Annotated in this window: 24 protein-coding genes; 11 read left to right on the forward strand and 13 right to left on the reverse strand. The window is 40.7% G+C overall.

All coding sequences use genetic code 11. The features are described from left to right. Positions 1–90 precede the first annotated feature (90 nt). Both VCA1004_RS06810 and VCA1004_RS06815 read left to right on the forward strand, forming a co-directional pair. Entirely contained in the window at positions 91–840 is a 750-nt protein-coding gene (locus VCA1004_RS06810) for a peptidoglycan binding protein CsiV (protein WP_086983871.1), read from the forward strand. Between the two features lie 67 nt (positions 841–907). Continuing rightward, positions 908–1,450, forward strand: coding sequence for a GNAT family N-acetyltransferase (locus VCA1004_RS06815; protein ID WP_086983867.1), 543 nt, complete (start codon positions 908–910; stop codon positions 1,448–1,450). 88 nt (positions 1,451–1,538) lie between these two features. On the opposite strand, the gene VCA1004_RS06820 is transcribed toward VCA1004_RS06815, so the two are convergent. The 7 genes from VCA1004_RS06820 to hinT form a co-directional block, all read right to left on the reverse strand. Beyond that, positions 1,539–2,828 carry an NAD(P)/FAD-dependent oxidoreductase gene (locus tag VCA1004_RS06820; RefSeq protein WP_086983864.1) on the reverse strand — a complete coding sequence of 430 codons (1,290 nt, stop codon included), beginning with the start codon at positions 2,826–2,828 and terminating at the stop codon, positions 1,539–1,541. A 384-nt stretch (positions 2,829–3,212) separates the two neighbouring features. Continuing rightward, positions 3,213–3,752 carry an alpha/beta hydrolase YcfP gene (gene ycfP / locus VCA1004_RS06825; protein WP_086983860.1) on the reverse strand — a complete coding sequence of 180 codons (540 nt, stop codon included), beginning with the start codon at positions 3,750–3,752 and terminating at the stop codon, positions 3,213–3,215. 137 nt (positions 3,753–3,889) lie between these two features. Further along, positions 3,890–4,810: a phosphotransferase gene (locus VCA1004_RS06830; RefSeq protein ID WP_164520839.1), complete on the reverse strand. Its 921-nt coding sequence runs from the start codon at positions 4,808–4,810 to the stop codon at positions 3,890–3,892. Between the two features lie 2 nt (positions 4,811–4,812). Further along, on the reverse strand, positions 4,813–5,397 hold the full coding sequence (lpoB, locus tag VCA1004_RS06835) for a penicillin-binding protein activator LpoB (RefSeq protein WP_086983854.1): 585 nt from the start codon (positions 5,395–5,397) through the stop codon (positions 4,813–4,815). Between the two features lie 16 nt (positions 5,398–5,413). Beyond that, a complete protein-coding gene (locus VCA1004_RS06840; protein WP_086983851.1) occupies positions 5,414–5,803 on the reverse strand; it encodes a YcfL family protein in 390 nt (129 codons plus the stop codon). Next, positions 5,800–7,185: a COG3014 family protein gene (locus VCA1004_RS06845; RefSeq protein ID WP_086983848.1), complete on the reverse strand. Its 1,386-nt coding sequence runs from the start codon at positions 7,183–7,185 to the stop codon at positions 5,800–5,802. The genes VCA1004_RS06840 and VCA1004_RS06845 overlap by 4 nt, the downstream gene beginning before the upstream one ends. Before the next feature lie 154 nt (positions 7,186–7,339). Beyond that, the gene (gene hinT, locus VCA1004_RS06850) at positions 7,340–7,690 is read right to left on the reverse strand and encodes a purine nucleoside phosphoramidase (protein WP_086983845.1); all 351 of its coding nucleotides are present in this window, start codon (positions 7,688–7,690) and stop codon (positions 7,340–7,342) included. A 450-nt stretch (positions 7,691–8,140) separates the two neighbouring features. Between hinT and VCA1004_RS06855 the strand changes: the two genes are divergently transcribed. Then, positions 8,141–9,304 (forward strand): Card1-like endonuclease domain-containing protein, encoded by a 1,164-nt coding sequence (locus VCA1004_RS06855; RefSeq protein ID WP_086983842.1) that lies wholly within the window; start codon positions 8,141–8,143, stop codon positions 9,302–9,304. A gap of 152 nt (positions 9,305–9,456) precedes the next feature. On the opposite strand, the gene udp is transcribed toward VCA1004_RS06855, so the two are convergent. The 3 genes from udp to VCA1004_RS06870 all read right to left on the reverse strand — a co-directional run bounded on the left by udp (position 9,457) and on the right by VCA1004_RS06870 (position 12,633). Further along, complete coding sequence (udp, locus tag VCA1004_RS06860) at positions 9,457–10,227, reverse strand: uridine phosphorylase (protein WP_086983839.1); 771 nt, start codon at positions 10,225–10,227, stop codon at positions 9,457–9,459. Between the two features lie 276 nt (positions 10,228–10,503). Next, complete coding sequence (locus tag VCA1004_RS06865; protein WP_086983836.1) at positions 10,504–10,920, reverse strand: CBS domain-containing protein; 417 nt, start codon at positions 10,918–10,920, stop codon at positions 10,504–10,506. 168 nt (positions 10,921–11,088) lie between these two features. After that, positions 11,089–12,633 carry a bifunctional GNAT family N-acetyltransferase/carbon-nitrogen hydrolase family protein gene (locus tag VCA1004_RS06870; RefSeq protein ID WP_086983833.1) on the reverse strand — a complete coding sequence of 515 codons (1,545 nt, stop codon included), beginning with the start codon at positions 12,631–12,633 and terminating at the stop codon, positions 11,089–11,091. A 390-nt stretch (positions 12,634–13,023) separates the two neighbouring features. Here VCA1004_RS06870 and VCA1004_RS06875 point away from each other — a divergent pair, with 390 nt between their 5' ends. Further along, positions 13,024–14,208 carry a sugar efflux transporter gene (locus VCA1004_RS06875; RefSeq protein ID WP_086983830.1) on the forward strand — a complete coding sequence of 395 codons (1,185 nt, stop codon included), beginning with the start codon at positions 13,024–13,026 and terminating at the stop codon, positions 14,206–14,208. A gap of 110 nt (positions 14,209–14,318) precedes the next feature. Here VCA1004_RS06875 and VCA1004_RS06880 read toward each other — a convergent pair whose 3' ends face one another. After that, on the reverse strand, positions 14,319–15,428 hold the full coding sequence (locus VCA1004_RS06880) for a GGDEF domain-containing protein (protein WP_086983827.1): 1,110 nt from the start codon (positions 15,426–15,428) through the stop codon (positions 14,319–14,321). A 129-nt stretch (positions 15,429–15,557) separates the two neighbouring features. On the opposite strand from VCA1004_RS06880, the gene VCA1004_RS06885 reads away from it, so the two are divergent. The 7 genes from VCA1004_RS06885 (at position 15,558) to VCA1004_RS06915 (ending at position 22,854) form a co-directional block, all read left to right on the forward strand. Further along, the gene (locus VCA1004_RS06885) at positions 15,558–16,391 is read left to right on the forward strand and encodes a patatin-like phospholipase family protein (protein WP_086983824.1); all 834 of its coding nucleotides are present in this window, start codon (positions 15,558–15,560) and stop codon (positions 16,389–16,391) included. 90 nt (positions 16,392–16,481) lie between these two features. Next, on the forward strand, positions 16,482–17,384 hold the full coding sequence (locus tag VCA1004_RS06890; protein ID WP_086983821.1) for an EamA family transporter: 903 nt from the start codon (positions 16,482–16,484) through the stop codon (positions 17,382–17,384). Positions 17,385–17,511: 127 nt separating this feature from the next. Continuing rightward, complete coding sequence (locus VCA1004_RS06895) at positions 17,512–17,943, forward strand: acyl-CoA thioesterase (protein WP_086983819.1); 432 nt, start codon at positions 17,512–17,514, stop codon at positions 17,941–17,943. A gap of 266 nt (positions 17,944–18,209) precedes the next feature. Next, positions 18,210–19,160, forward strand: a complete 951-nt coding sequence (locus tag VCA1004_RS06900) for an SPFH domain-containing protein (RefSeq protein WP_086983816.1) — start codon at positions 18,210–18,212, stop codon at positions 19,158–19,160. 3 nt (positions 19,161–19,163) lie between these two features. Beyond that, entirely contained in the window at positions 19,164–19,625 is a 462-nt protein-coding gene (locus VCA1004_RS06905) for an NfeD family protein (RefSeq protein ID WP_086983813.1), read from the forward strand. Between the two features lie 554 nt (positions 19,626–20,179). After that, positions 20,180–20,668, forward strand: a complete 489-nt coding sequence (locus tag VCA1004_RS06910; RefSeq protein WP_086983810.1) for a peptide-methionine (S)-S-oxide reductase — start codon at positions 20,180–20,182, stop codon at positions 20,666–20,668. Between the two features lie 470 nt (positions 20,669–21,138). Further along, positions 21,139–22,854 (forward strand): hypothetical protein, encoded by a 1,716-nt coding sequence (locus VCA1004_RS06915; RefSeq protein ID WP_086983805.1) that lies wholly within the window; start codon positions 21,139–21,141, stop codon positions 22,852–22,854. Positions 22,855–22,966: 112 nt separating this feature from the next. Here VCA1004_RS06915 and VCA1004_RS06920 read toward each other — a convergent pair whose 3' ends face one another. Next, the gene (locus tag VCA1004_RS06920) at positions 22,967–23,500 is read right to left on the reverse strand and encodes a GNAT family N-acetyltransferase (protein ID WP_086983802.1); all 534 of its coding nucleotides are present in this window, start codon (positions 23,498–23,500) and stop codon (positions 22,967–22,969) included. Positions 23,501–24,357: 857 nt separating this feature from the next. Continuing rightward, entirely contained in the window at positions 24,358–25,317 is a 960-nt protein-coding gene (locus VCA1004_RS06925; protein WP_086983800.1) for a retron St85 family RNA-directed DNA polymerase, read from the reverse strand. Positions 25,318–25,378: the final 61 nt, after the last annotated feature.

Here is a 25,378-nt window from a genome sequence, read left to right on the forward strand (position 1 = left end):
ATTTACTGGCTATAATCGATTTTCCTCATAGAGGCGTAACCCTAGACTTATCAATGAGGTGCCATCAGTGCCTCTGATTACGGAGTAACAATGAAAAAACTGATTTTATTACTATTGGTTTTTGTTTCATTACCAACTTTTGCGCGTTCTTTTGACGTCGAAGTCATCATTTTTAAGCGTAATGTTGAACCATCTAAAATTAATGAAGCCTGGCCACAAGACCTTGCGCCCATTAATTTTGACCGCGCGTTCTCATACCGTGATAGCAACATGATGTCACAGCATCGTGCCAGCTTGCTGCCAAGTGGTTATTACCGTCTCAATAATCAATACCAAGCACTTGACCGTCATGCTGGCTTCAAGCCTTTAGTGCATGTAACCTGGCGTCAAAATGATCGTGGCGAAAGCACCTCCCCTGTTTTACATATTCAAGCTGGGCAAGATTTCTCTGAACGCTTTGCTCCAGATGGTCGCTCACTAAAAGAATTAGCCGCTGACGGTACACCGTTATCAATCGAAAAAAGCCCACTGTATGAGCTCGACGGTACCATTCAGGTATACGTGCAACATTACCTTTATTTAAAAACCAACCTTGACCTGCGCGTTCCAGGGAAAAATGAAGTGGTGTTAAAAGACTCTGTAATTGCTCCATCGGATGACAATGAAGATGAGAATGCTGAAGTTCAAGTAGGTAATTTAGAGCCTATTAAGCCTAAAGTGGAAGTGCAAGATTTCTTAAATAGCTACCGTATGCAACAAAAAAGACAAATTCGTAGTGGTGAAATTCATTACCTCGACAACCCGCTTTTAGGGGTCATCATTCGAATTGATAAAGCTTAACGCCTTATTGCATCAAACAAACACACAAGGGGCCATTTACGGCCTCTTGTTATTTGGGGAGCCCACTATGACACCCGATCATAGCCTAGCCACATCACGTTTAATCTTAAGAATGATCAATGGTGATGAAAGTGACACCTTCACTCAGCTTATCCAACGCTCACCTTCTCTTTATCCGTGGTTAGACTGGTGCCATGCTGCATTTTCAATTGACGAAGCCAACGACTTTTTGATGCATACGCGTTTAAACTGGGTCAAAAATACCGCCTACGGGTTCGGCATCTACACCCAAAAACAAAATCGATTAGTTGGCATGGTCGCTTTAACCGATGTCTCCATGAGCTTTAATATGGGCACCATTGGTTATTGGATTGCAGATCAATACCAGCATTGTGGTTATGGTAAAGAAGCTACCCAAGCTTTGATCCAATTTTGCTTTTCTACTTTACAGCTAACTCGCCTAGAGTGCATTTGCGACCCTCTAAATCATGCAAGTCATCAACTGGCATTAAGTTGTGGTGGCTTACAAGAAGCCTTAGCTCGTAACCGTTATTTATTTGATGGCAAACCGAAAGATGGCCTTGTTTTTTCATTTATTCCATCAGAATAGCAGGCATAAAAAAGGCTCCACTGTAGGAGCCTTTTCAATCTGGTTTATTTACACCCGCTTTATACCGGTGACGTGTTACCTAAATAACTTAGTGCAATTTCAAGTTTGGACGCAATACTCGGTTAATACGGCCAACCAACATCATTAAGCCCGTTTTAAAGCAACCATGTAATGCTACAAGGTGCATACGGTATAACGAAATATACACCACTCGAGCAATGCGCCCTTCAATCATCATCGAACCCTTGGTCAGGTTCCCCATAAGGCTACCAACGGTAGAGAAGCGACTTAACGATACCAAAGAGCCATGGTCTTTATAAGTGTATGACTTCAGAGTCTGACCATTCATTTGTGCAATGATATTACGATATGCAAGACTGGCCATTTGGTGTGCAGCTTGGGCACGCGGTGGTACAAATGAGCCGTCTTTTTGCTGACATGAGGCTAAATCACCAATAACATAAATTTCATCATCACGAGTAGTTTGTAAGGTATTTTTTACGACTAATTGATTGATACGGTTGGTTTCTAAACCGGCAATATCTTTCATAAAATCAGGCGCTTTAATACCTGCAGCCCACACCATCAATTGGGCAGGAATACGGTCGCCTTCTTTGGTGATCAAACCTTCTGAATCCGCTTGGGTCACCATAGTCGCAGTACGAACATTGACACCGAGCTTGGTCAATTCACTATGCGCTGCCGCAGAAATACGTGGCGGTAAAGCAGGTAAAATACGCTCACCCGCTTCGACTAAATTCACATTCAGTTTTGTGGAATCCAGATCTTCAAAGCCATAGGTATGCAGCTCTTTAATCGCATTATGTAACTCAGCCGATAGCTCAACACCTGTTGCCCCGCCGCCGACAATCGCAATATCAACGGTTCCTTCACCATGTTTAGCATGCAGCTTTAGGAACAAGTTATTCATTTCTTTACGGAAACGGTGAGCTTGCTCTGGGCTATCTAAGAAGATGCAATTATCTTTAACGCCTGGAGTATTGAAATCATTCGATTTAGAGCCTATTGCTAGAACTAAAATATCGTATTCAATCTCACGGCTAGGGATCAGTAAGTCGTCATTTTCGTCATGAATTTCACTCAGTGTAATCACTTTGCGTTCACGATCGATAGCTTCCAAGCTTCCCATTTGGAAATCGAAACTATGATTTTTAGCATGAGCACGATAACTTAACGCATCGACCCCTTCATCCAAAGATCCCGTTGCCACTTCGTGCAATAAAGGCTTCCATAAATGACTGGCATTACGGTCTACTAAAGTAATGCTAGCACGTCTTTTGCGGCCTAATGTACGACCCAATTTGGTAGCTAACTCTAAGCCACCAGCACCACCACCAACAACAACAATTCGCGTCATTCGACACTCCTAAAATCAATAATTCAAATCGGCAAAAATTAAAATCGATTCAGCTCGACAGCCGTCCAACTGAAAAATTCTTCATGTTTAGTCGATACAGTTCGTTTAATAGATAAGCTGGTTAAATAAATTTGCTAACCCGGTTTGCTTATCATCAAACTTAAAGGACCATCTTTGAGAGATGAAAAAGTTGTTTCGTATCGGTGTTATCAAATTAAGATGTTGTGACAAGTTGTTTGTTTTTGATTTAATTTATTCTGCATAACATCAAAAATTTGATCTAGCTCATTATATAGTGAGAATTGTGATGATCAATAAAAACTAATAATTATTAAAAAAGAGCCATATAAGGCTCTTTTTGTGATAAAGCAGATAAAGTGAAAGTTAAGCTTGTTTAAACGCTTTGATAGTTTGCAAATGCTGAGAGATTTTTTTGAATTTATGCGTCTCTTTTTCATCCCATTCTACCTTGTAGTATGGGGATAATTCGTCATAAGCATCTTGATTACTGCGAATCTCATCATGACGAGATAAAAACACTAAACATTTGTCTTTGTTCTTTTCACGGTAGTTCGTAATACACTTCGTGGCAATGTCCGTGTATTCTTCTGGTCGGTCAATCCGCCCTTGCATATTATCCTGTGGGTGAAGATTAGGATTAAAGATCGCTTGTTTGATGCCACATAAGAAACCAATTCGTTCTGACCAGTAACCACCTAAGCCAACGCCACAAATTAACGGTGATGGATCATCGCTCTCTTCAATGACTTTGGTCACTTCTTTCAATAAATGCTGCATATCATGCTTAGGATGAAGCGTACTGTAATTAATAAAGCGCACATCATCGTCAATAAATTGCAGTTGCAGCACTTTTTCATGATTCCCTGGGCTGTTGCTGTCAAAGCCGTGTAAATAAATGATCATTGAACCATCCTCAGTTCTCGATAGATTGTTTCAATCTACCATGATTAATAAGGTTTTAAACCACTGTTTGCACAATTTAACCTTTGAGAAAACGTGAAAAGTGATCTGGGTAACTCTTAACATCGCATCTTGGATATTTAGTAACCATCTGACTGTAATTGACGGTCCAGTATGCATATCGCCTCTTTGTCAGATGTGCGTCCATACAAGGAATACGCAATCTGGTGCCACAACAGTGCCATAAAACGCAACGGCGGCAACCAACGTAAAATCATCTCACACCATGCCGATTCATTAATACCCTGCCATTGAGCATAACTGGTAACGCTTAATTGAACATCAAATTGCCCTGCCAAGATGCTGATGGCCACATCCAATATTGGACTTGCTAGCGCCGCGTATTCCCAATCAATGATCACTAACTTAGCATCATCCGTTTGAATAATATTATAGTCACCTAAATCAAAGTGACATAAGCACACTGGCGCAAGGGCTAAGGTTTCTCGATAAAGCACATCATATTGCGATAAAAACGTCTCTAATCGCCGCTGTAAAATCGGCGTACGCTGTTCAGGTTGTAATGCTTGCCAGTAACCTTGAATACAATGAGCATAATCAAATGACCGAATGTTGGCTGACTCCACCAAACGGGGATGGGCAACCGCATCTTTAATTGAGTATTGATGTAGATTGGATAAGCACTTCATGACGCTCGCAAGGGCATCGTATTGGGCAACTTGAGTGAGCGTGTCCCCATCGACCCATTGTACCAATAAGCCTTGTGCAAAAAGACCTTCAACCTTGGGAGAGAATGGCGCTGACTGTAAGGCCGATAAAATATGATATTCATGCGAACGATGAATAGATAAGATCTGTGTAGAAAGAGAATGTGGCCGCCATACATAATGACGACCACATTGCGTGGAGACCTTCCAACATTGGTTGGTCAAGCCCCCTGACAGCGGCTGAGCACAAATAGGCTGTTTAGACCACGCCTCTAAAGCAACTAAACTGGGTTCCTGTTTAAGGGCTTGTTGCCAGTACTCAGTAACGCGCAACCTTACATACCAAAGAAGCTTTTCGATTCTTGTTTACGGATCTCAGTTTCATCAGCCCATTGAATAAGGCCAGTTTTAAGATCCATTAAACGCATGGTCATTTTGTAATAAACATCTTTGTCGCTGCCGGCATTTTTAACAATGCTAGATAGGTTACCGTACAACATGTATTGTGCGCCCATCATTTGACCAAATTTGATCGCACTGCTTTGGTCAACCAATTCATCATTGTTTTGGAAGTTTAATTGCTTACGTACGTCTTCAATTTTTGTCATATCCACTAATTGGAATTTACCTGAGTTCAACATCTTCGTCGTGATGGAATCGGTAATAGACTCAGTATCAATGTGCTCACTGGTTTTATTACGGATATTATCCACATAAACAATTGGACGACCTTGGATCGCTGCTACGGAACCAGAAGCAAGCATACTATCAGCCATTTCATTGGCAATTTTTTGTAGGTCAGTTGAACCAAAATCTACAGTCGTCGTTTCCGCTGCGTTAGCATCACCGTACTGAACCTTGTTCGAACAACCGCCTAGAATGACCGCTAGACCTAATAATGCAATTGCAGTTTTTTTCATCTGTTACTTCCTTTCATTAATCTTGTGGGCGAATTTGAATGCGAAACTGAGTGGCATTCGGATTCACTGACACTTCACTTAAAGTCATTGATTCATAACCACGTAGAATGAATTGACGCCAAGCACCTTGCTTCGCATTCACTTCCAAACCTTGGTCGTCATACCAATAAAAACGATATTGTAAATTTTGCGTATCTTGAGAATTATTAACGATTCTCACCAAGCCACGAGTATTGCCATTATTCTCTTGAGTATCAATAGAATCAATGGTCAAGTCATCGTCTAAACCAGAATTACTGTACAGGACTTGTTGACTGGCACTATCAATTCGCAACCCAGCAGTATTGGTGTTTGAACACCCAGCAAGCGCGATAATACCTAAACTTGCAATTAACCATTTTTTCATTGAATGACTCCTAATTGTTTATACCACATAGTGACAGCATTTCCTTGGCGAGACAGCCAGACAAATGTTCTGCGGTTTTCTTTTATCTCAATAGTGAACTGTTTAGCGCCCGCTTCTATCGTATATTGCCCAGAATGTAAATTTACACTACTACTGTACACTTGAGCAGGAAGCGTTTGCCAGCTTCGAGTATCGGGTTGCTCTGTAACCATATTCCAAATATTGGCGACCAATTCTGAAACACCGGAACTGTCCACTTTAGCGGCTTGGTGGCGTAGCTGATCTTTAGTATACAAGCGTAACCCTTGTTTCAGAACCATTGCAGGAATTCTTTCACTCAAATCGTTAACTGCCATTAAATTGGTGTCTGCTAAAAGGCTAGCAGTTAACGGCTGATTATTTAATTGCAGCGGGGTAAATTTTTGCGGCTTCACATTTTTATATACAGGTAATGCCACTGAATAAATTTTACTGTGCCCAGAGCTATCCCAAATCGGTAACGACAAACGCCAACTGCCTCGTTGTGCTACCACGCCCCGTTCATCAATCACAATGAGTTGTCCTTGACCTCTTGGGACGGCTTTGGTGTCACCATATTGTTTAATAAGAGACGTTAAATCTTGACGCATTCCCAGCTTTTTCGCGACACGAATGGTCGAATCAATGACTTCCCTATTATTCGGTGTGACGGCTAAAGCACGTTTGTAATCAATATAGGCATCGTTTAATTGGTTATCTGCCTCAAATAAAGTGGCCGACAAATACAATAAATAGCCATTTTGTATTGCTTGCAAAGTCTTACCCGCATCAGGATATTGCGAAATAATGCTGCCTAAATTAGGCTTTACACCACTACTGACCATTTGTTGTTGAGCGTCTTGTAATTCCGATTCACGATTTTTTTTCGCTTGTTCTTGAACCTGATTCGCCCGGCGCATTTCAACGAGCGCACCTTGTAAATCATTTTTTTGTAAATAGTTCAACCCTAAATACAAATGCAAATACCCTAGCTCGTAATCGGCAGGGTTATAGGTGGTGAGGTTATCATTGGTGGCTAATGAGCCGACTTGGTTGGCCCCTTCCGATACCGAAACCGTCGCTCGTTCAGCCAAGGTTTTATACGCTTCATCACTTAATTGAAAAGCACTAAAGCTATTAGGGTAATTTGCCGCAAGAAAAGACACTCGACCCTTTTCCATATTACTTAAAATCGGGCCACCGACCTCCGAGTCTACCAGCTCCAATTCCGCATTTTGATAATCACCACGCTCAACCTCTTGATAGATATCTTGATTCTGTGCCGAATAATGGCTAAACAAATTACCCGCAGATAAATTGGCGCACGCTGTTACGGTCAAGCTAGAGGTAATGAGTAAGCTCATACGAGCAGCCTTTAGCCACCCGTAATCCTTGCTTTGTGTTACAGCTATTAAAGTTGTTGGTGTAATCATATCTCTAATTATTAGGTTAATTCGTTCCGACGTTTAGGACTGTTAACCTTTGCGTCGGTTAACCGTATATGAGTTAGCCGTAAAATCAGTTAACGAGCATTGGACCTAATGGTTCACCACCCACTAAATGCATATGGATATGATAAACCTCTTGCCCACCGTGAGCGTTACAATTGACGATCAAGCGATAACCATTTTCGGCAATGCCTTCTTGTTTCGCTAGTTTTTTGGCTACGGTGAATAAACGTCCCATGACTAATTCGTCTTCTTCTGCCACATCATTGGTGGTTGGGATTAATTTATTCGGAACGATAAGTATATGACTTGGTGCTCTAGGGTTGATATCTCGGAAAGCGGTAACGAGATCATCTTGATATAACATATCCGATGGAATTTCTTTATTAATTATCTTACTAAAAATGGTTTCTTCAGCCATGCTTTACTCCTACCGCACTACCATAAAAAGAGTCTATTAGTATGCGCTAACCCTCTAAATATAACAATATTTTCTCTTACTCAATGTCGTTAGGCTCCTGAAATTTCAGCTGAAATCCAATTTAATTTGGAACCTGTCACACTTTTGAGGGTCTAGCTATAAATAACCGGCATTTATCTCAAAAAATATCCAACTAACATAATGATATAGAAGATAATGCCTAGGGTGACTTGTTATTACACCCAGTCATCCACATATTGGTAAGAAGAGAAGATATCACCACTCTCGCACGTAATGTAGTAACACCTTTTATGGTGAGTGTGTCTGTCTCAACTTGTCGATTACTCCGCTTTCATGTGTTGTGAATCGTTACCATACTCACTCGACACATAAAAGCTGAGTCATTGATTTTATTAAAAAACTTTAGCTTTGCTAATAAAGGAATTTAAGATGGCGGTTCATGTTGGAATCATAGATCAAGATCCCGTTCGTTTAATCACCCCGCTTTTAGATAACCGCTCTGAATGTACACACATGGCATTTATTGGTGATAATTCACAAACTGAAATGTACCAACGGCTTGAACAAGTCCTATCATCTCGAGGGATCAGTAGTGAATTTTTTGAAATCCCGAATGCGGTACAAACGTCAGCGATCAAAAATAAAGTCAAACAACTGGCCGAACGCCTAAGAGAACGTAACGAAAGAATTGTACTCAATGCCAGCTGTGGATTAAGACACCGTTTATTATCCGTTTATGAAGTCATTCGCAGTTACAATTGGCCGATTTTTGTGGTGGAACCTTTTAGTGACAACCAATGTTGGCTTTATCCAGATAACCAGCCCGAGCAACAAGTTCAAGACCACATCCGTATCAGTGATTACTTAACCATTTTTGGGGCTCGAAGTGAATTTCCTGCTAACGAAATCCCTGCACCACTGGATGCAAAATTACATGAACTGGGTAAACGCTGGGCAAGTAACGCCTTAGAATTAGGTCCTGGCTTAGCTACCTTGAACTATCTTGCAACGACCTGCCGTAAAGAACAAAAACTTGATGTTGCTCTCTCAGACAAACAACAAGGCTATCGTGAATTAGATATGTTGATCTCCGATCTGGTCGACATTAAATTAGCTACTTATGAAAAAGGTATTCTGACGTTTTTTAATGAAGATGCGCGTCGATTCTCTAACGGCGAATGGTTAGAAAACCTAGTGCATAATACCGTCAGAGAAATTCAAGATGAACTGCCTACTATTCAAGATCATTCACTCAACGTTCAAGTTTATCGCGAAAGTGGTGGCCGAGAAGTTCGTAACGAATTAGATGTGGCGACGGTTGTGAACAATAAGCTGCATATTATTGAATGTAAAACCAAAGGCATGCGCGATGACGGTGACGATACGCTGTATAAGCTAGAATCATTACGTGACTTATTGGGTGGATTACAAGCTCGAGCCATGTTAGTGAGCTTCCGTCCTATGCGCCATAATGACATTTCCAGAGCGCAAGACTTAGGATTGGCGCTCATTGGCCCTGAAGAATTAAAAGATCTTAAAACCTATTTAACCTCTTGGTTTAATGAGGCCGGTGGTCACGAAGAAATTCTCTAACTTTTTTCTTAGTACAAAACCCGATCTCAGTACAAAAACCAAATTTCAGCACAAAACCAAATCTCAGCATAAAAAACTCAATACAAAAAAGCCCAGTCAATCTGGGCTTCTTCATATCAGTCATACTCACTATCTAGAGCGAGTGATGAGCATTACAGTAGTTTTTTCGCCGCTTCAACCACAACTTGGATTGAGCGCGTTTCTGCTTGCTTCAATTTTTCATGATCTGGGATTTCATCTTTACTGCGGTTAACAATAATGCCCGCAACACAACCCGCTTTTAAGCCAGAGCTTGCACACATGGTTAATAGAGTTGCTGATTCCATTTCAAAGTTCAATACACCCATATCTTGCCATTCTTGCATAGAACCTTTAAAGCGAGATACTACACGGCCTGTGAAAGTATCGTAACGTTCTTGGCCTGGGTAGAAAGTATCACTTGATGCAGTAACACCAGTATGCACTTTACAACCGACTTCTAAAGCCGCTTGTTTCATTGCGGTTGCCACATCAAAATCAGCAACAGCAGGGAACTCCATTGGAGCAAAGTGTAGGCTTGCACCGTCAAGGCGAACAGAGCCAGTAGTCACAATCATATCGCCCACATTTAAGTGTGGTTGAATGGCGCCAGTAGTACCAACACGTAAGAAAGTACGTACACCCAATTGAGCCAACTCTTCTACCGCAATAGAGGTAGATGGACCACCAATACCCGTTGAGCAGACTACAACTGATTGACCATTAAGTTTGGCACGATACACAGTGTATTCACGGTGACTTGCTAAAAACTCAGGCTCATCCATCACGTTGGCAATTTTTTCTACGCGTGCTGGATCCCCAGGAATGATCGCTAATGTTGCGCCGTTCAGATCTTGTTGGTTTACACCTAAGTGAAAAACATTTTGAGAGTTTGTTGGTGCCACAATGTGCTCCTTATTTTAATAAGTAACCAAATTCAATTGGTTGAGTGCTATTGGATAATCACTTAATAATGAATAACGCTACTCTATTGCACCAACTCAAATGTTTTATAGATTAAGATCACAAAATAAATGAAATGGTGACAACGTTTAGCATGAAAGTTTTAACTATATCACTATTTTTAGGGCGCGTGCCTAAAATAGGTAAAAGAAAAGGCCGCATTAATACGACCTTTAATATAGCAACATTGACCCAATAAGCACAAAGTGTGCTTGGTATTACAATTGATGCTTAAAGCAATTATCTAAATTATCTCGAATCGCTTTTAACACTTCACGACGAGAAATGATCCCAACTAACTTTTTATTCTCCACTACCGGATACACTTTCGGTTTCCCTTCTTGCATCATATTAGCTAGCTCAATCACTGACATTTCAGGGCTAATGGTTAATGCATCAACACGCATACAGTCCCCGACAGAATGGGTGTCTTGGCAGTGATAACTAACTTGCACTAGTCGATTTAATAAGTCTTGTTCGGATAAAAAACCCACCACTTCATTTTTCTCATTCACCACTGGCCCACCAATGTTTTGGGCGTTTAATACTTTGTCTAAAGCCGCTGGCATGGACATATCGGCGGTAAATGTCACCGCTCTAGGACGCATGTAATCTCTAACTTTTAATGATGCCATAATAAAGAACTCCTTGGATTATTGCCTATCTAGGCTCTTATTTTGTCTCCGGTTCTTTAAGTGTCGTCTAATTTCTTGATTTTACTAAATGGATTAAACCAATTTTACAAATCGGTAATGCCAATGAGTGATCTGGGCCTGATTCTCATTGGCAAAACACGCAACGAGTTATTTTTTTATTCGATTATTCACCGGTGAAAATTGGTATAGCTCTGGGCGACGATGTTTTAAGTTCGTCACCGAGCCTTCACTATGCAGCATTTTCAGCTTAGAAAGATCCACGTCAGCATAAATCATCATCTCTGTATTTGGATCGGCTTCGGCAATGATCGCATCATGGGGGAAATATACATCCGAAGGTGAGAACACCGCCGATTGTGCGTATTGAATGTCCACATTATCAACACGAGGTAAATTCCCTACGCTACCACTGATCGCGACATAGCATTCATTTTCAATAGCACGCGCTTGAGCACAAATACGCACACGTAAATAACCATTTTTGGTGTCAGTCCAAAACGGTACAAAGAGAATTTGAATCCCCTGCTCTGCTAGCATTCGTCCTAACTCTGGGAATTCAACGTCATAACAAATTAAGATCCCAACTTTACCGGCGTCAGTTTCAATAACCTTAACTTTATCACCCCCTTCGATCACCCAATCCCATTCTTCATGTGGTGTAATGTGAACTTTGTATTGTTCTTCGATGGTTCCGTCACGGTGTAACATGTATGCAATATTGTACATCTTACCATCACGTTGAACAGGCAAGCTTCCTGCAATAATGTTGATGTTATAGGTCACTGCTAGGTGGGAGAAACGATGAATGATCTCATCAGAATATTCACTTAAATAACGCATCGCTTCAACAGAACGTAAGTCAGGAGCTAACCCCATTAATGGCGCGCTGAAAAACTCGGGAAATAAAGCAAAGTCAGATTGGTAATTCGCAAGGGAGGTAATGAAGAATTCGGCTTGATTGACTAAATCGTCTAAAGACATAACATGGCGCATTTGCCATTGAACGACCCCGATACGGACAATATTTTTCTCGGTAGCATGAATAGAAGTGACTTCTTCTTCATAAAAAATGTTATCCCATTCCAGTAAGGTTCCATAGCCTTGAGATTTTTCATCTTCCGGTAAATAACCTCGCATTAAACGTTTGACATCAAAGTCATTGGAAAGCTGGAAGGACAGGATAGGATCGTGGATTTCTTGGCGTTTTACTTTTTCAATATACTCACTCACTTGCATGGTATCGGCGTATTGCTTAAAGCCAGTAATCCGTCCCCCCGTTAAAATGGCTTTTAAGTTATCACCACGACACAATTCTTTACGGGCTTCGTATAAACGGCGACCTAAACGTAAACCTCGATAGTCGGGATGAACAAAAACATCTAAACCATAGATGGCATCACCTTTAGGATTGTGCTGCGCTACGTTGTTGCTGTCGACGATATCGGTGTAAGTATGGGGAAGTGAAAAACGAGAATAATCGACTTTAATGGTCAAGGCAGCGCCGATGAGTTTGCCGTTATCTTCAATGCAAATTTGGCCATCAGGAAATTGGGTGATCAGGTCCATGATGGTTGATTCTGGCCAAGCCCCTCCCACATCAGGAAAGACTAAATCCATTAATGCGGCCAGTTCTTCATAATCTTCAGGTGTTACCGTACGTAAATTCAATAACGGTGTGTTGTTCTCATCCATAAATGTCTGCTCCTCAATTCAGATCTATTGAGCTTTTTCGATGATATATACAGCGAATCGTTGGTTTTTTATCTTGATGAGCCAAGAGCTAGGCAGAGAAGTTATGATGTAGTTAACCTACACGAGAAGCTGATAACACGGTAAAAGACCAACAAACGCTACCTGTAGGGTTAATCAACCCTAGTTATTCATTATGCAGTCTTGAACAATAAATTCCACCCTTAGTACAAACGGATTAAAAAATAGTACAAACGAGTTAAAAAAATCAAGCTCTTACCCTTCGTAAAATTGCATAATATTTATGCTTTTCGTGTATTTTTCAGGCAAGCTTTTTGTTACTATCCGCACATTGCCGTTCCGGTCTTTCGTTCCCCTTTCCAGACAGTGATTATGAAAAAAATTCTCTACGCTCTTTTCCCAGGAAATCAGCCCGATCAAACTTCGGTTTCTCTATTATTTACTTGTTTTTTCGTCGGTATTGCTGGTGCCTTCACCATGCCGACCATGAGTTTATTTATCTCAGAAGAAGTCGGGGCTCGCCCTTACTTGATCGGGGTATTTTTTATGGTCATGACGATTTCTGGCGTACTGGTGAGTCAAATTATTGGTTGGTGGTCCGATCAAGGCGTTGACCGTAAAAGGCTGATTCTCATTTGTAATATGATGGGGGTTATCGGATTTACTATTTTTGCTTTTAACCGTGATTACTGGGTATTGCTGATCACCTCGGCGATTTTTATCAGTGCCACCTCAGCAGCCATTCCACAAGTGTTTGCCTTAGCACGTGAAATTTTAGATAGAAACACACGCCCGTCTGAAACCTTTAGTTCACTTTTGCGTGCTCAAATTTCTCTAGGCTGGGTAATAGGCCCACCCATTGCTTTTCTCATTGCCACCAGCGTTGGTTTTACTCAATTATTTTTGCTCGCCGCCTTCATGTTTGTGATTCTGTGTTTCGTCACTTATTTCACGCTGCCGCAAATTGAGCCAACCCCAAAGCACACACAATTTGATCCTAGCGACTCGATTTGGCGTGATAAAAATATCATTTTATTGTCCTTATCATTTGTCTTTATGTATTGCGCTAACAACATGTACATCATCAGTATGCCGTTATATATCACTCATGATTTGCAGTTAGATTCATCCGTTGCAGGCATCATGATGGGCACCGCAGCACTGATTGAAATTCCGATCATGTTGCTCTCTGGTCGTTATGCTTTGAGATTTGGTAAGAAGAAAATGATCACCGCTGCGATCTTAGCTGGCAGCGTATTTTATATTGGGATCTTGGTGAACAGTAGCTTCATTGGCTTTGTGTTATTGCAATTGCTCAACGGTCTGTTTATTGGGGTTACTGCCGCCCTTGGGATCTCATATTTTCAAGATTTAAAACCGAAAAAAATGGGCCAAATCACCACCCTCTATTCTAATGCGATTAAAACTGGCGGTGTTCTTGGCGGGGTATTAGCAGGTACGATTGCCGATATATTCAGCTTTCAAGTGGTCTTTGGCGCATCGTTACTCTTGACGGTTTTATCCTTCCTCACGATTTTAAAAGTGCGTGATGCCTAACCTAAAAAACGATCAAAACCCAATACTGGATCACTCTATTCTCTGATACAAACAGAGCTCTTACACAAACAGAGCTCTGCCCGTAAAAAATAAAAAAATAATATAATTGATTATAAAATGACAGTTTGGTCTTCAATGTTCAGACGACTAATGCCCAACTTATGCGCTTCTTGCTTAGCAAAATACATCTGTTGATCAGCCCGACGAATCAATTCATTAAGATCGTAACCCACCTCAGGACTCACCTCGGCGGCCCCGGCACTCAAGGTCACGTTGAACGGCTTAATTCTCTCAAATTCTGCAAATAAACGTTCACAGTAATAACGTAAATTTTTTGCTTGCGTGTTAGGGAATAAAATACAAAATTCATCACCTCCATAACGAGCGGCAGTTTCTTGTTTACGAATCGTCGCCATGATCGCTTTAGCCACCGAGACTAAAACTTCATCTCCAGCTTGATGACCCTTGGTATCATTAATTAGCTTAAATTTATTCACATCAATATACAGCATCGCATAGTACCCTTGTGTACGTTCGACTTGTGCCATGCCTTGTTCAAGCTGCTCATAAAAAGCTCGCTGATTATATAAATTGGTTAATGGATCCTTGATGGATAACTCAACCAAAGCTCTGGTGCGCTCCGCTACTTGTTCTTCTAGGCGTGCGGCATACTCTTCTAATTGAGTATTGGCAGATTCCACCTCACGTTGCAAAGCAGCAATATAAGTATCAAAGACAAATTGATTATCAAAATACAGTAATTTTCGTATCGCACGTTTCACTCTTTTATTGTCATAACCTTGATCAGCACTATTCTCATCAATGACATCTTCAAGCAAAAGCTGTAGTTGGTTAATCCCTGAGAGGTAGAGCTTAGGACTCACACCAATCCGATGGTGAACTTTACCTATACGTAAGCGCTTTTCTACATAATGCAGATCATACTCACCGATAAATAATTCACGGATATATTGTTCCATGCTCATATGCAAATTATTGAGTGTTTCACGATCTCCAATAATCAAAGCAATCTCAGGAATGGCGGTTTGTAATTGATAAAACTTTCTGACTATATGTGAGATAAGTGGCTCTATCCAAGGAGAAACCTCCTTGAGTTGTACGATATCTTCTTCACCAAATGACATAAATAATTTTCTTCGGTCGATATCATGCTCAGTAATTCGCATTTGATCAGCTAAACTTTGAAATACTCTTTTCATAGGGGCACTCTGTAAGATTTTAAGTATTTTAATCTTTTCTTATAAAGGTCGCAGATTTACTATACCTTTATATAACAGAAATAAATCGTTACATTGATATAGATTAAGTTTTAGGAGTTTGTTATCACTATGCAAAAAGCCTTGGTTGTGGAAGGGGGAGCGATGCGTGGCATTTTTTCTGCCGGTGTCCTAGATCAGTTCATAGAACAAAACTATCAACCTTTCCAATTTTGTATTGGCGTCTCCGCCGGCTCAACCAGTTTGGCTTCTTGGCTTACCCAGCAATATCGTCGAACCTATACCGTCATCACCGATTATTCTTGTCGCCCTGAGTTTATTGATTTTAAGCGTTTCATGAAAGGCGGACATTGGCTCGACCTAGATTGGCTGTGGGAGATCACTCTCAATGAAATTCCTATTCATATCCAGCAATTGCATCAGCAACCCGTGCCACTTTATGTTGTCACCACCAATATTCATTCTGGCCAAGCGCATTATATTCAATCCACACCAGAGAATGTGGTCGAACTGCTTAAAGCTTCGTGCTCAGTTCCGGTCGCTTATCGCGATTATCCGATCATTCAAGGCATTCCAATGACCGATGGTGGTGTCGCTGACTCTATTCCCGTCGAACAAGCTTATAAAATGGGTGCCAAAGACATCACCGTGATCCTATCTCGCCCGCTCGGTTACCATAAAAAAGCCTCTAAAACCCCATGGTTAATCAGAAAATTTCTTCGCCAGCACCCAAACCTTGCCGAAGCAACATTAAAACGTGCCGAAAATTACAATAAAAGTATCGAGTTTATCCAATCGCCGCCCAATGATTGCACCGTCCATGTAATAGCGCCACCTGACGATTTTCCGGTTGGACGCTTAACCAAAAACCGACAAAAATTGGATATCGGCTATCAAATGGGCTTGGATGCCGCAGAGCGCTATATACAAGCCTCGAGCTGTTAAGAATAGAATCAACGCAACCATGCTCAATTTCACTTTCATCTCTTAATGGGGTGAAATCCAACTCCGTCATACTCTTTTTAAAGGATCCTCATGAACCGACGCAGCCTATTTCTTATTTTATTGGTGGTTTTAGTATGGGGGCTGAATTTTGTCGTCATTAGTGTTGGCGTAAAAGAAGTTCCGCCGTTTTTTATGGCAGGGCTTCGTTTTGCATTTCTCGCGTTTCCTTTGGTGTTGTTTCTACCTAAACCTAACATTCCTTTTCGTTGGTTAGCTGCTTATGGCTTAACGATCAGCTTTGGGCAATTTGCATGTCTCTTTTATGCCTTATCGATTGGAATGCCATCCGGGCAAGCATCGCTAGTTTTACAATCTCAAGTGTTTGTCACTGCACTCTTGGGGGTAATTCTCTATCAAGACCGCCTCAATGGGTTACAAATCTTGGGCGGCCTATGTGCCCTTGCTGGGATTGGATTACTGCTATACGGCGTGTTGGAGACCAATATTTCCATGCTTGGTTACCTGTTTACTTTTGCGGCGGCCTGCTCATGGGGCATTGGTAACTTATGCAATCGGACCATTTCAACTCGTTATCCCGGTACGAGCATGATGCAATTAGTCGTGTGGGGTGCGGTGCTGCCAACCTTACCCTTTTTCTTAACCAGTTATTTTTTAGAAGACCACCAGCACATTATCGAGATAGTTAGCCACCCTTCTGTGACCGCTATGTTATCACTGGCTTACCTCATCCTTGCCGCGTCTTTATTTGGCTATACCGCATGGGGCGTTTTAATCTCCAAACATGGTACTGCCAACGTTGTGCCATTTGCTCTTTTGGTGCCAGTGGTTGGCTTATTATCTGGTTGGGTATTTCTGGGAGAAACGCTCAATCTCACACAAGCTTTGGGCTGCTTAATCGTGATCATGGGGTTAGCTATTTATTCTTTCCATCAGCAATTAAAACAGGCTCTACGAGGAACTCGTTCATCATAACGACGAGGCCCCACTTAGCCTAAGCGCGAAATAAAGCTATGCTATTCACGCTTTTAATATAAGCCGATTGTATTTTATCGGCCATCTCCTATCTTAAACGCACGTTTGACTTTTAAGGATAAGAGCAATGACGCATTTACTTGATGGTTTTCCCGTGGTGACAGAAATTTCCGTGGCTTGGGGAGAAATGGATGCACTGCAACATGTCAATAATGTGGTGTACTTTCGTTATTTCGAAACCGCTCGCATTGATTATTTTAAGCAGGTTAATTTGCTAGAAAACATGGCAAAAACACACATCGGCCCTGTTGTCAGCGAAACCAGTTGTCGCTATAAAGCCCCAGTGACGTTTCCTGATACGCTTTATATTGGCTCTAAGATTACTGACTTACAAAACGACCGTTTTACCATGAAATACCAAGTGGTGAGCAAGAAGCTTAATCAAGTAGTTACTCTTGGCAGTGCGACCGTGGTTATGTTTGATTTTGCTCGCAATCAAAAAGCCAACCTTTCAGCCGACATTGTAGCTACGATTCAAAGGCTTGAAAATTTACATTAATTATTTTAGAAACGCTGCTTCTCTCAAAGCCTCATATTGAGAGAAGCCCAGCGCTTGCTGATTCATTCTGTCTGTCCGTTCATTTCATCCGCTTAGGTATTTCACCCATTCAAGAATAAGAAAATTCTCACTTTTATAGTGATAAATCCTTCTTTTATTCGCATTTTTTTAAAACAAACAAGCTAATCGGATCAAATGCCCTTAAACTGTTGGTATTTCTTACTCATATTATTTGGGTAAGCCACTTCTCATATTAGGAAAATATTATGAACGGTCCTCTTTATCTCATCCTCGATAATCTGGTGTTAATTGTCGCCTTTATCCTTGTCATCGTCATTTTAAAAAGTGGCATTAAATTCGTTCCCCAAAACCAAGCTTGGGTGGTAGAGCGTTTTGGTAAATTTCACTCTACCAAGCTCGCTGGCATCAACTTCATCATTCCTTTTATTGATCGAATTTCTGCGGTGCGTAGCCTCAAGGAACAAGCACAAGATGTACCTTCACAATCGGCCATTACCAAAGACAATATTTCTTTAGTGGTAGACGGTGTTTTATATTTCCGCGTCTTAGACCCTTACAAAGCTACCTACGGCGTGGACGATTACGTATTTGCCGTGACCCAATTGGCGCAAACGACGATGCGTTCTGAGCTGGGTAAAATGGAGTTAGATAAAACCTTTGAAGAGCGTGATCTGCTCAACACCAATATTGTGTCGGCCATCAACGTCGCCTCTGAACCTTGGGGAATCCAAGTATTGCGCTATGAAATTAAAGATATTGTGCCGCCTCAATCGATCATGGAATCAATGGAAGCACAAATGAAAGCCGAGCGTGTAAAGCGTGCGCAAATCTTAGAATCTGAAGGGGATCGACAAGCGGCCATCAACGTTGCTGAAGGTAAAAAACAAGCTCAAGTATTAGCCGCAGAAGCCGATAAAACCGAGCAGATCTTAAAAGCTGAAGGGGAAGCTAAAGCTATCATCGCCGTCGCTAACGCCCAAGCTGAAGCGTTAAAAACCATAGGTGATGCCGCTAATACCGAAGAAGGTCAAAAAGCCATTCAGTTGGATCTGGCAACCAAAGCGATCGAAGCCAAACATGCGATTGCCAAAGAATCGTCAGTGGTTCTATTGCCTGATAATGCCACCGATGCGAGTGCTTTAGTGGCACAAGGTATGTCGATTATCAATTCATTGAATAAACAACCTAAGGCTTAACCTATGGACTGGTTACTCAATTACTTACCGCAAGTTCTTATGACGATAGGTATCTTAGCTCTGATCTTGGAAGTGGTGATCCTCGGGTTTGCGACTTTCATTTTCTTCTTTGTCGGTTTATCTTTCGTGATCAGCGGTTTCTGTATGTATATGGAGTGGCTTCCCAACACCCTCAGCGTGGCGGTTTGGGCAAATATCATTCTTACCTTGGTATTGGCACTGGTACTGTGGAGACCATTTAAATCCCTCCAGAACAAGCCCGTATTACAAAAAACCTCTTCTGACTTTGCGCAGATTTCCTTTCTACTAGAGAAAGACATTAACGCTCATCAAAGTGACGTGTTTTATGCTTATTCTGGTATTAATTGGCAAGTTAAAAGTGAGCAACCACTTTGCGCAGGACAGCAAGTGAAAGTCATCAAAATGGAGGTCGGTACCATGTGGGTGGAGGCCGTAAATAGTTAATACGATGGCGTGACCGCCAATAACTGCCCTACCGATAACATCATTCATCTTGCCCTAGTTGTTCAAGAGCGACAACTGGGGCAATATTTCTTTTATGGATTGATTTTCCAGAACATTTTTCGGTCAAATGGTTTCTTTTTATCTCTGGTATTCTATGCGAATTATCATTTCATTAATAAGCACTTCACTTAATCAGCAGTTTGTTTAATAGCTGCCACCTTGTACTTTATAATAGACACCAACAAATAGTGCGGCGAATAGCACCACAGTTATGATGACTTTAATCAAAATAAATTTCACTGTTCATTCTCCTTTGACTGACTCCATAGAATACAATCTACACCAATAGATAACGTATTGTTAACCACCCGAACGCCAGAGTTTCCAAGATAATAAGCGCGTCACAACCTCTTACCCCACAGTCACAAATGCTCTGACGTATTATCAAGCCCTCAAGCAATCAATGCACTGGACACCCTTTGATTTCACCTCCATTCACGTCATACTGCACGCTGAATCCAATGACTAAAACACAATAACCAAGCAGGTAGAGTATGGAAGAGATTTATTTAGCCGGTGGTTGCCTGTGGGGCGTACAAGAGTTCATTAAATATGTACCCGGTGTGTTAGAAACGGAAGCGGGGCGCGCCAATGGGACAAGTCACTCCACTCAAAGTGAATATGACGGTTATGCAGAATGCGTCAAAGTGAGTTTCGACCCTAACACCGTCAGTGTTTCACAACTCATCGCAGCCTTGTTTGAAATCATCGATCCTTACAGCGTCAACCAACAAGGCCCTGATGTCGGTGTAAAATATCGCACTGGTATCTACAGCCATCATCAGCACCATCTGACCGCTGCTAGACAATACATCCAACAACGACAAGATGCCCACAAAATAAAAGTCGAAGTGCTACCCCTCACGCACTATATTGCTAGTGATGAAGAACATCAGCATCACCTCAGTCATCATCCTGAAAATCATTATTTATGCCATATTCCTTGGAATTTACTTCATAAGTATAAAAATCTGCAGAAATAGCTAGTCAAAATGACCAATAAATCATCTCCCCCTTTCTTTAACCTGTTATCCCACCTGGTAAAAGGTCTTTATTTTCAGCCCATTGTCACTTTTCTAAGTATGTTCATCTTCTCACTCCGCCCTTCCAAGGCAACATCTTCATTCTATAAAATAAGCTCAATTAAAAAACAATTACAACCGAAATCAAAAATCAAAAAGTGCCCTTGCTAATCAATAGGTTGATATTATTTTTAACATTAAATCTGAATATCCACATAAAAACAAAACACTATAAAACAAGCATCTTTACAAAAAATTAAACCAGTAAACATAAAAACAAATAAAAGAGAAATCAATTAACTGTAAGTGATTGAAAAGAAAAGATTAGTTACAAAATCAATTCGAAATTAAATCCACTTTCAGGATAATATTAAAATCAAGGGGTTACCCCCTGAAAATTTTTGATATTAATTACATCATCAAGGGACATTATGTCATTCAAACACACAGTTATTGCCACATCAGTTTTATCAGCATTGATACTTTCTGGCTGTGGAAGTGATTCTTCAGATAATACGTCAACACCAGTAAAACAAACTACAGCAACTCAAGGCCAATTTATTGATGCCGCAGTCGAAGGCTTGTATTACGAAGCTCAACCAAGTGGTAAATCAGGCTTTACCGATGCAGAAGGTCGTTACGATTATGAAGAAGGCGATACTGTTTCTTTCTTCTTAGGTGGTAAAAATGGCTTAAGAATTGGTAACACATCCGCTCGAACTATTACTTCGCCATTTGAGGCTACGGGTAATTTCCAAAAAGCTTTAAACCTAGCACGTATCTTACAAAGCATGGATGATGCAGGTAATGGCTCAATTACCCTTCCTGACAGCATTAAATCGCCAAGTCCTAGCATGATTAGCGCATTGAATAATGTCATGCTACATGATTTAGACTCAGCCTCTGCTCTTAAATCAGAACTGAATCTCACTGACTGGGTAACAGAAGAACAAGCACTCGCTCATCTAAACGACTCGTTAACCAACCTTGAGCGCGGAAGCAAAGAGCCTTTGACCGATTGGCAAAAAGGCTCAGGCAAGTACCTTCGCATCATTACATCGACACTGTCTGCACAAAATAACGGTAAAGATGCACAGCTTTATGTTTACGCAGACAAGCTTCTGCCTGATGATGTATTTAATGCTACTCGTGGCATGCCAAATAGTACTTTACGTTTGGATGATCAACATGTAACCATCTTAAAAGGCTCCAATGATACTCAGACGACAAGCTCAGTGTACACGCCTTATTACCTTACCTGTCTAGACGAGGAAGATGTTGACGCCGAATACTTAAACCCAGATAAAGCTGATGGTCTTCACTTATGTAATGGCGCACCATTAGATACAGCCAATCCTTTGTACAAACTCAATGATCGCTATACTTTCGCTCTTCTTCTTCCAGAATTTACGGAAAAAGCGGATCTGAAATACGAGTGGGAAAACATTAAAGACTATGGCGTCCTTTATGAATGCCTAGCAGACGCAAACTGCTCAGAAGCCAAACTAACCGGCTTTAATATCACTGAATACGATGACAGTGAGAAGCAAGATGGTTCGGCAATGCAAAAAGATCACTTATCCACCAGTTATGATGCTATCACCGGTGTTTATACTGAAGTGAAAAAACGCCTTGCGACCAGTGGTATTTCTAAAGGTCGTCGTTCAGAATCATTAAATTTTGCTTATCTGATTGATAGCCCTACAGCAGAACGATACGTTGACTTTAAAGGCACATGGCAAGCAGTGGAAACGCGTCCAAACTGTGATGTGACAGCCAAAAGCACCATCACATTCCATGAAAATGGCATGACTGTTGAGGGAGATGAATTCATCGGTAACTGCCAAACGGAAGAAATTTCAGAAACGGCAACTTATGAAGAACTCGCCGACATGGATTTCTGGTGGTTTACCACAAATGGTGCGGGTAACGAAAGTAAGGCAACTTTAACTCAGCTAAATACCACCATTCGTTGGTGTGATAGTGACCAGCCTAACCAAGCTGAAACTTGTGATAGCAACGATATAAAATTTAACCGTTGGGAATATGCCCCAGCAGGTAAGAATTGGGACCAAGGCGTTCTGAATCGTCGCACTCTAAGTAACAACGGGGAAATCTTATCTACTATATCAATGTATAAGAAATAATCCTCACTCTTAGTGACTCATTCAAATAATGTAAAGCGGCTTATACGGCCGCTTTTTACCCTGCTATTTCAAGTTAATTATTTTGAATGTTTCCTGCTTTATACTAATCACACTAATGAGTCCGATTTAAGCCATATACAGCATGGTCAACTATACGGCCATTTAGATTTTCAGCGCGAGTTATAATGCCTTCTAATTGGAAGCCCAAACGCTCGCAAACTCTACGACTGGCTTGATTATCGACCGCGGCTGATATTTCAACTTTCTGCATATTCAATTCCGTAAAAGCATAATTTATAAGCATCGATAAAGACTTACTGACAATGCCCATACCCTGTAAATCACGGCGTAGCCAGTAACCAATTTCTACTTTTTGTAAATCGTGGTTGATACTATTAAAACTAATATTACCTGCCACCTCATTTTTAAACATCATCGTACAAACTAATGACTTACCATCAGCATAATCGTGTAATGATTTCTTAATAAAATCTAGGAAGAACTCTTCATTTTCCGCATAACTTGGCCAAGCTAACCATTCACTTAAATAATCCCGCTGATTTGAGACAATTTTAAAGTATTTAGATGCTAATTTAGGCTCAACGAGTGCCAGCTCCAACCCCGCTTCGACTTCCAATGTAAACATAACTTCCCTCTTAAAAACCTTGATGAATCATTCCATTGACGCCAATTAAATGACTTGATAAAAAGTCCACAGTCATCTTTATCTTACAATTAGATATTTATATCCGACCGTTCAATACCTTCTTATACATTTATAATGAAAACAAAGGCAACAATGAAAAAAATAAAATAACATTCTCAGAACACATTGCTATAAGCGTGTTTTCAACTATTAACCAACCCAAACTACTTTCTCATCTTTAGCCGGAACCTCAAACTAAAACCAGAACATTACCATCATTTTACAGCACTTTGGGCATCTAACTTCGTTAAATGGGAGAATACTATTATGAGGCACAACTCAGACAGTTAATTGCTAATTATTCACTTTTAATTAGCAATTACGAAGGGAGTTGCACGTCTTTCACTTGAATTTTATTGGGGAAAATTTGAAGCTAGAAAAGCAAGCGATTTTATGAGCGAAAATGACTTTGAAATATGATAGGTATGAGAAGATTTTTTTAGTTTGATCAAACATGGGAAAACCCATGTTGTTGTAAACTTACAACTAAAAGTCTGCATAACCAGTCGAACCAATCAGTAACTTACATACCATTTTGCAATAAAAGTCTGCATAAAAATGAAGTGATAGCTTGCATAATGTTTATGCCGATCATAATCCTGTAAGAAAGTTACTTTCAGAAGACCTTCTTCATCTTACTTCTCGACTAAACAGTTTAAGCAATTTTTGGACAAAAATGAGCCAGTGACTTTTCTAAATTAGAAAATCTTGGATAACTACAGGTATGGAAAGTTGGACTGCCCCCAGTATTGACAGTACAGATCAGCCACGCGATGCGAATCATTCTTAACAGTTTGTTATACGATTTTAGGGCTAATTTCTATAATTGCGTTTGAGTTAGGGTATTTTTTACTTAAACCTGCAATGTAAGAGTACAACTTATTATATGAACGTCGATCTACAGAATAAGTGTATGACAGTAACCCATTAACATGAGAAAACTCTGCTGACTTGCCTGTAAATAAATGATGAAGCTTTGCTCTAATTTCTCTATGTTTCACACGTCCAATCCCAACACTGCTCTCCGAAAGGATGAGACCAGTAACTTTTTTCTGCCGCTTGGTGCCACATATGGCTGTCTTTTTATGATTAATCTTGAACCCTTCATCGCTGATGATTGTACCGATAAAATGTTTAACTTTTCGAATTTTAGACGCCGTATGAGCAGAAAATGTCATATCATCAGCATAACGAGTGTAAACAATACCTCGTGGTCCGGTATAGCCTTGTATTCTAGCATCTAGTTTTGCACATACTAGATTCGCGAGTTTGGGAGAGGTTGGAGCGCCTTGAGGTAGTCCCCCACTGTATGTACACAAGTTGGTGAGCAAGATCGACAGTTCTTTGTTGTACCCAATAGAACTAAATACACCAAATACTTTAGATGCTGAAACGTTGGGAAAAAAGTCCTCTAGATCTATCGTTAATACATAGTTAGAACCAATATGAGGGCGTGCATTATCTAAGATTGACGTTCCAATCTCGAAGCCTTTAGAGCATGGAGATGATGAAAGCTTGTCCAAGATATTTCTCAAGATCCAAGCCTGCACAGCTTTAAGTTCTCTAGATGGTTGAGAAATAAGTCGGCTCTTTCCACCTACTTTAGGAATTGGATAGATTCTGTAGTGAGATTCAGCGGTGGCAGAAAGATAACGAATTTTACCAGGAGAAAGTCGAGCTTCATTCGCAAAATCATCAATAGATGCCATTGCAGGGAGCCCAATATTTTTGAGGCTGTATATATTTTTTGAGGTCATTGTGGCGACACACCCTTACGTCTTAAGTCGCGGATGAAAATGTGCAGTTCCAGAAACTACT

Source organism: Vibrio aphrogenes (assembly GCF_002157735.2).
Lineage (GTDB): Bacteria > Pseudomonadota > Gammaproteobacteria > Enterobacterales > Vibrionaceae > Vibrio > Vibrio aphrogenes.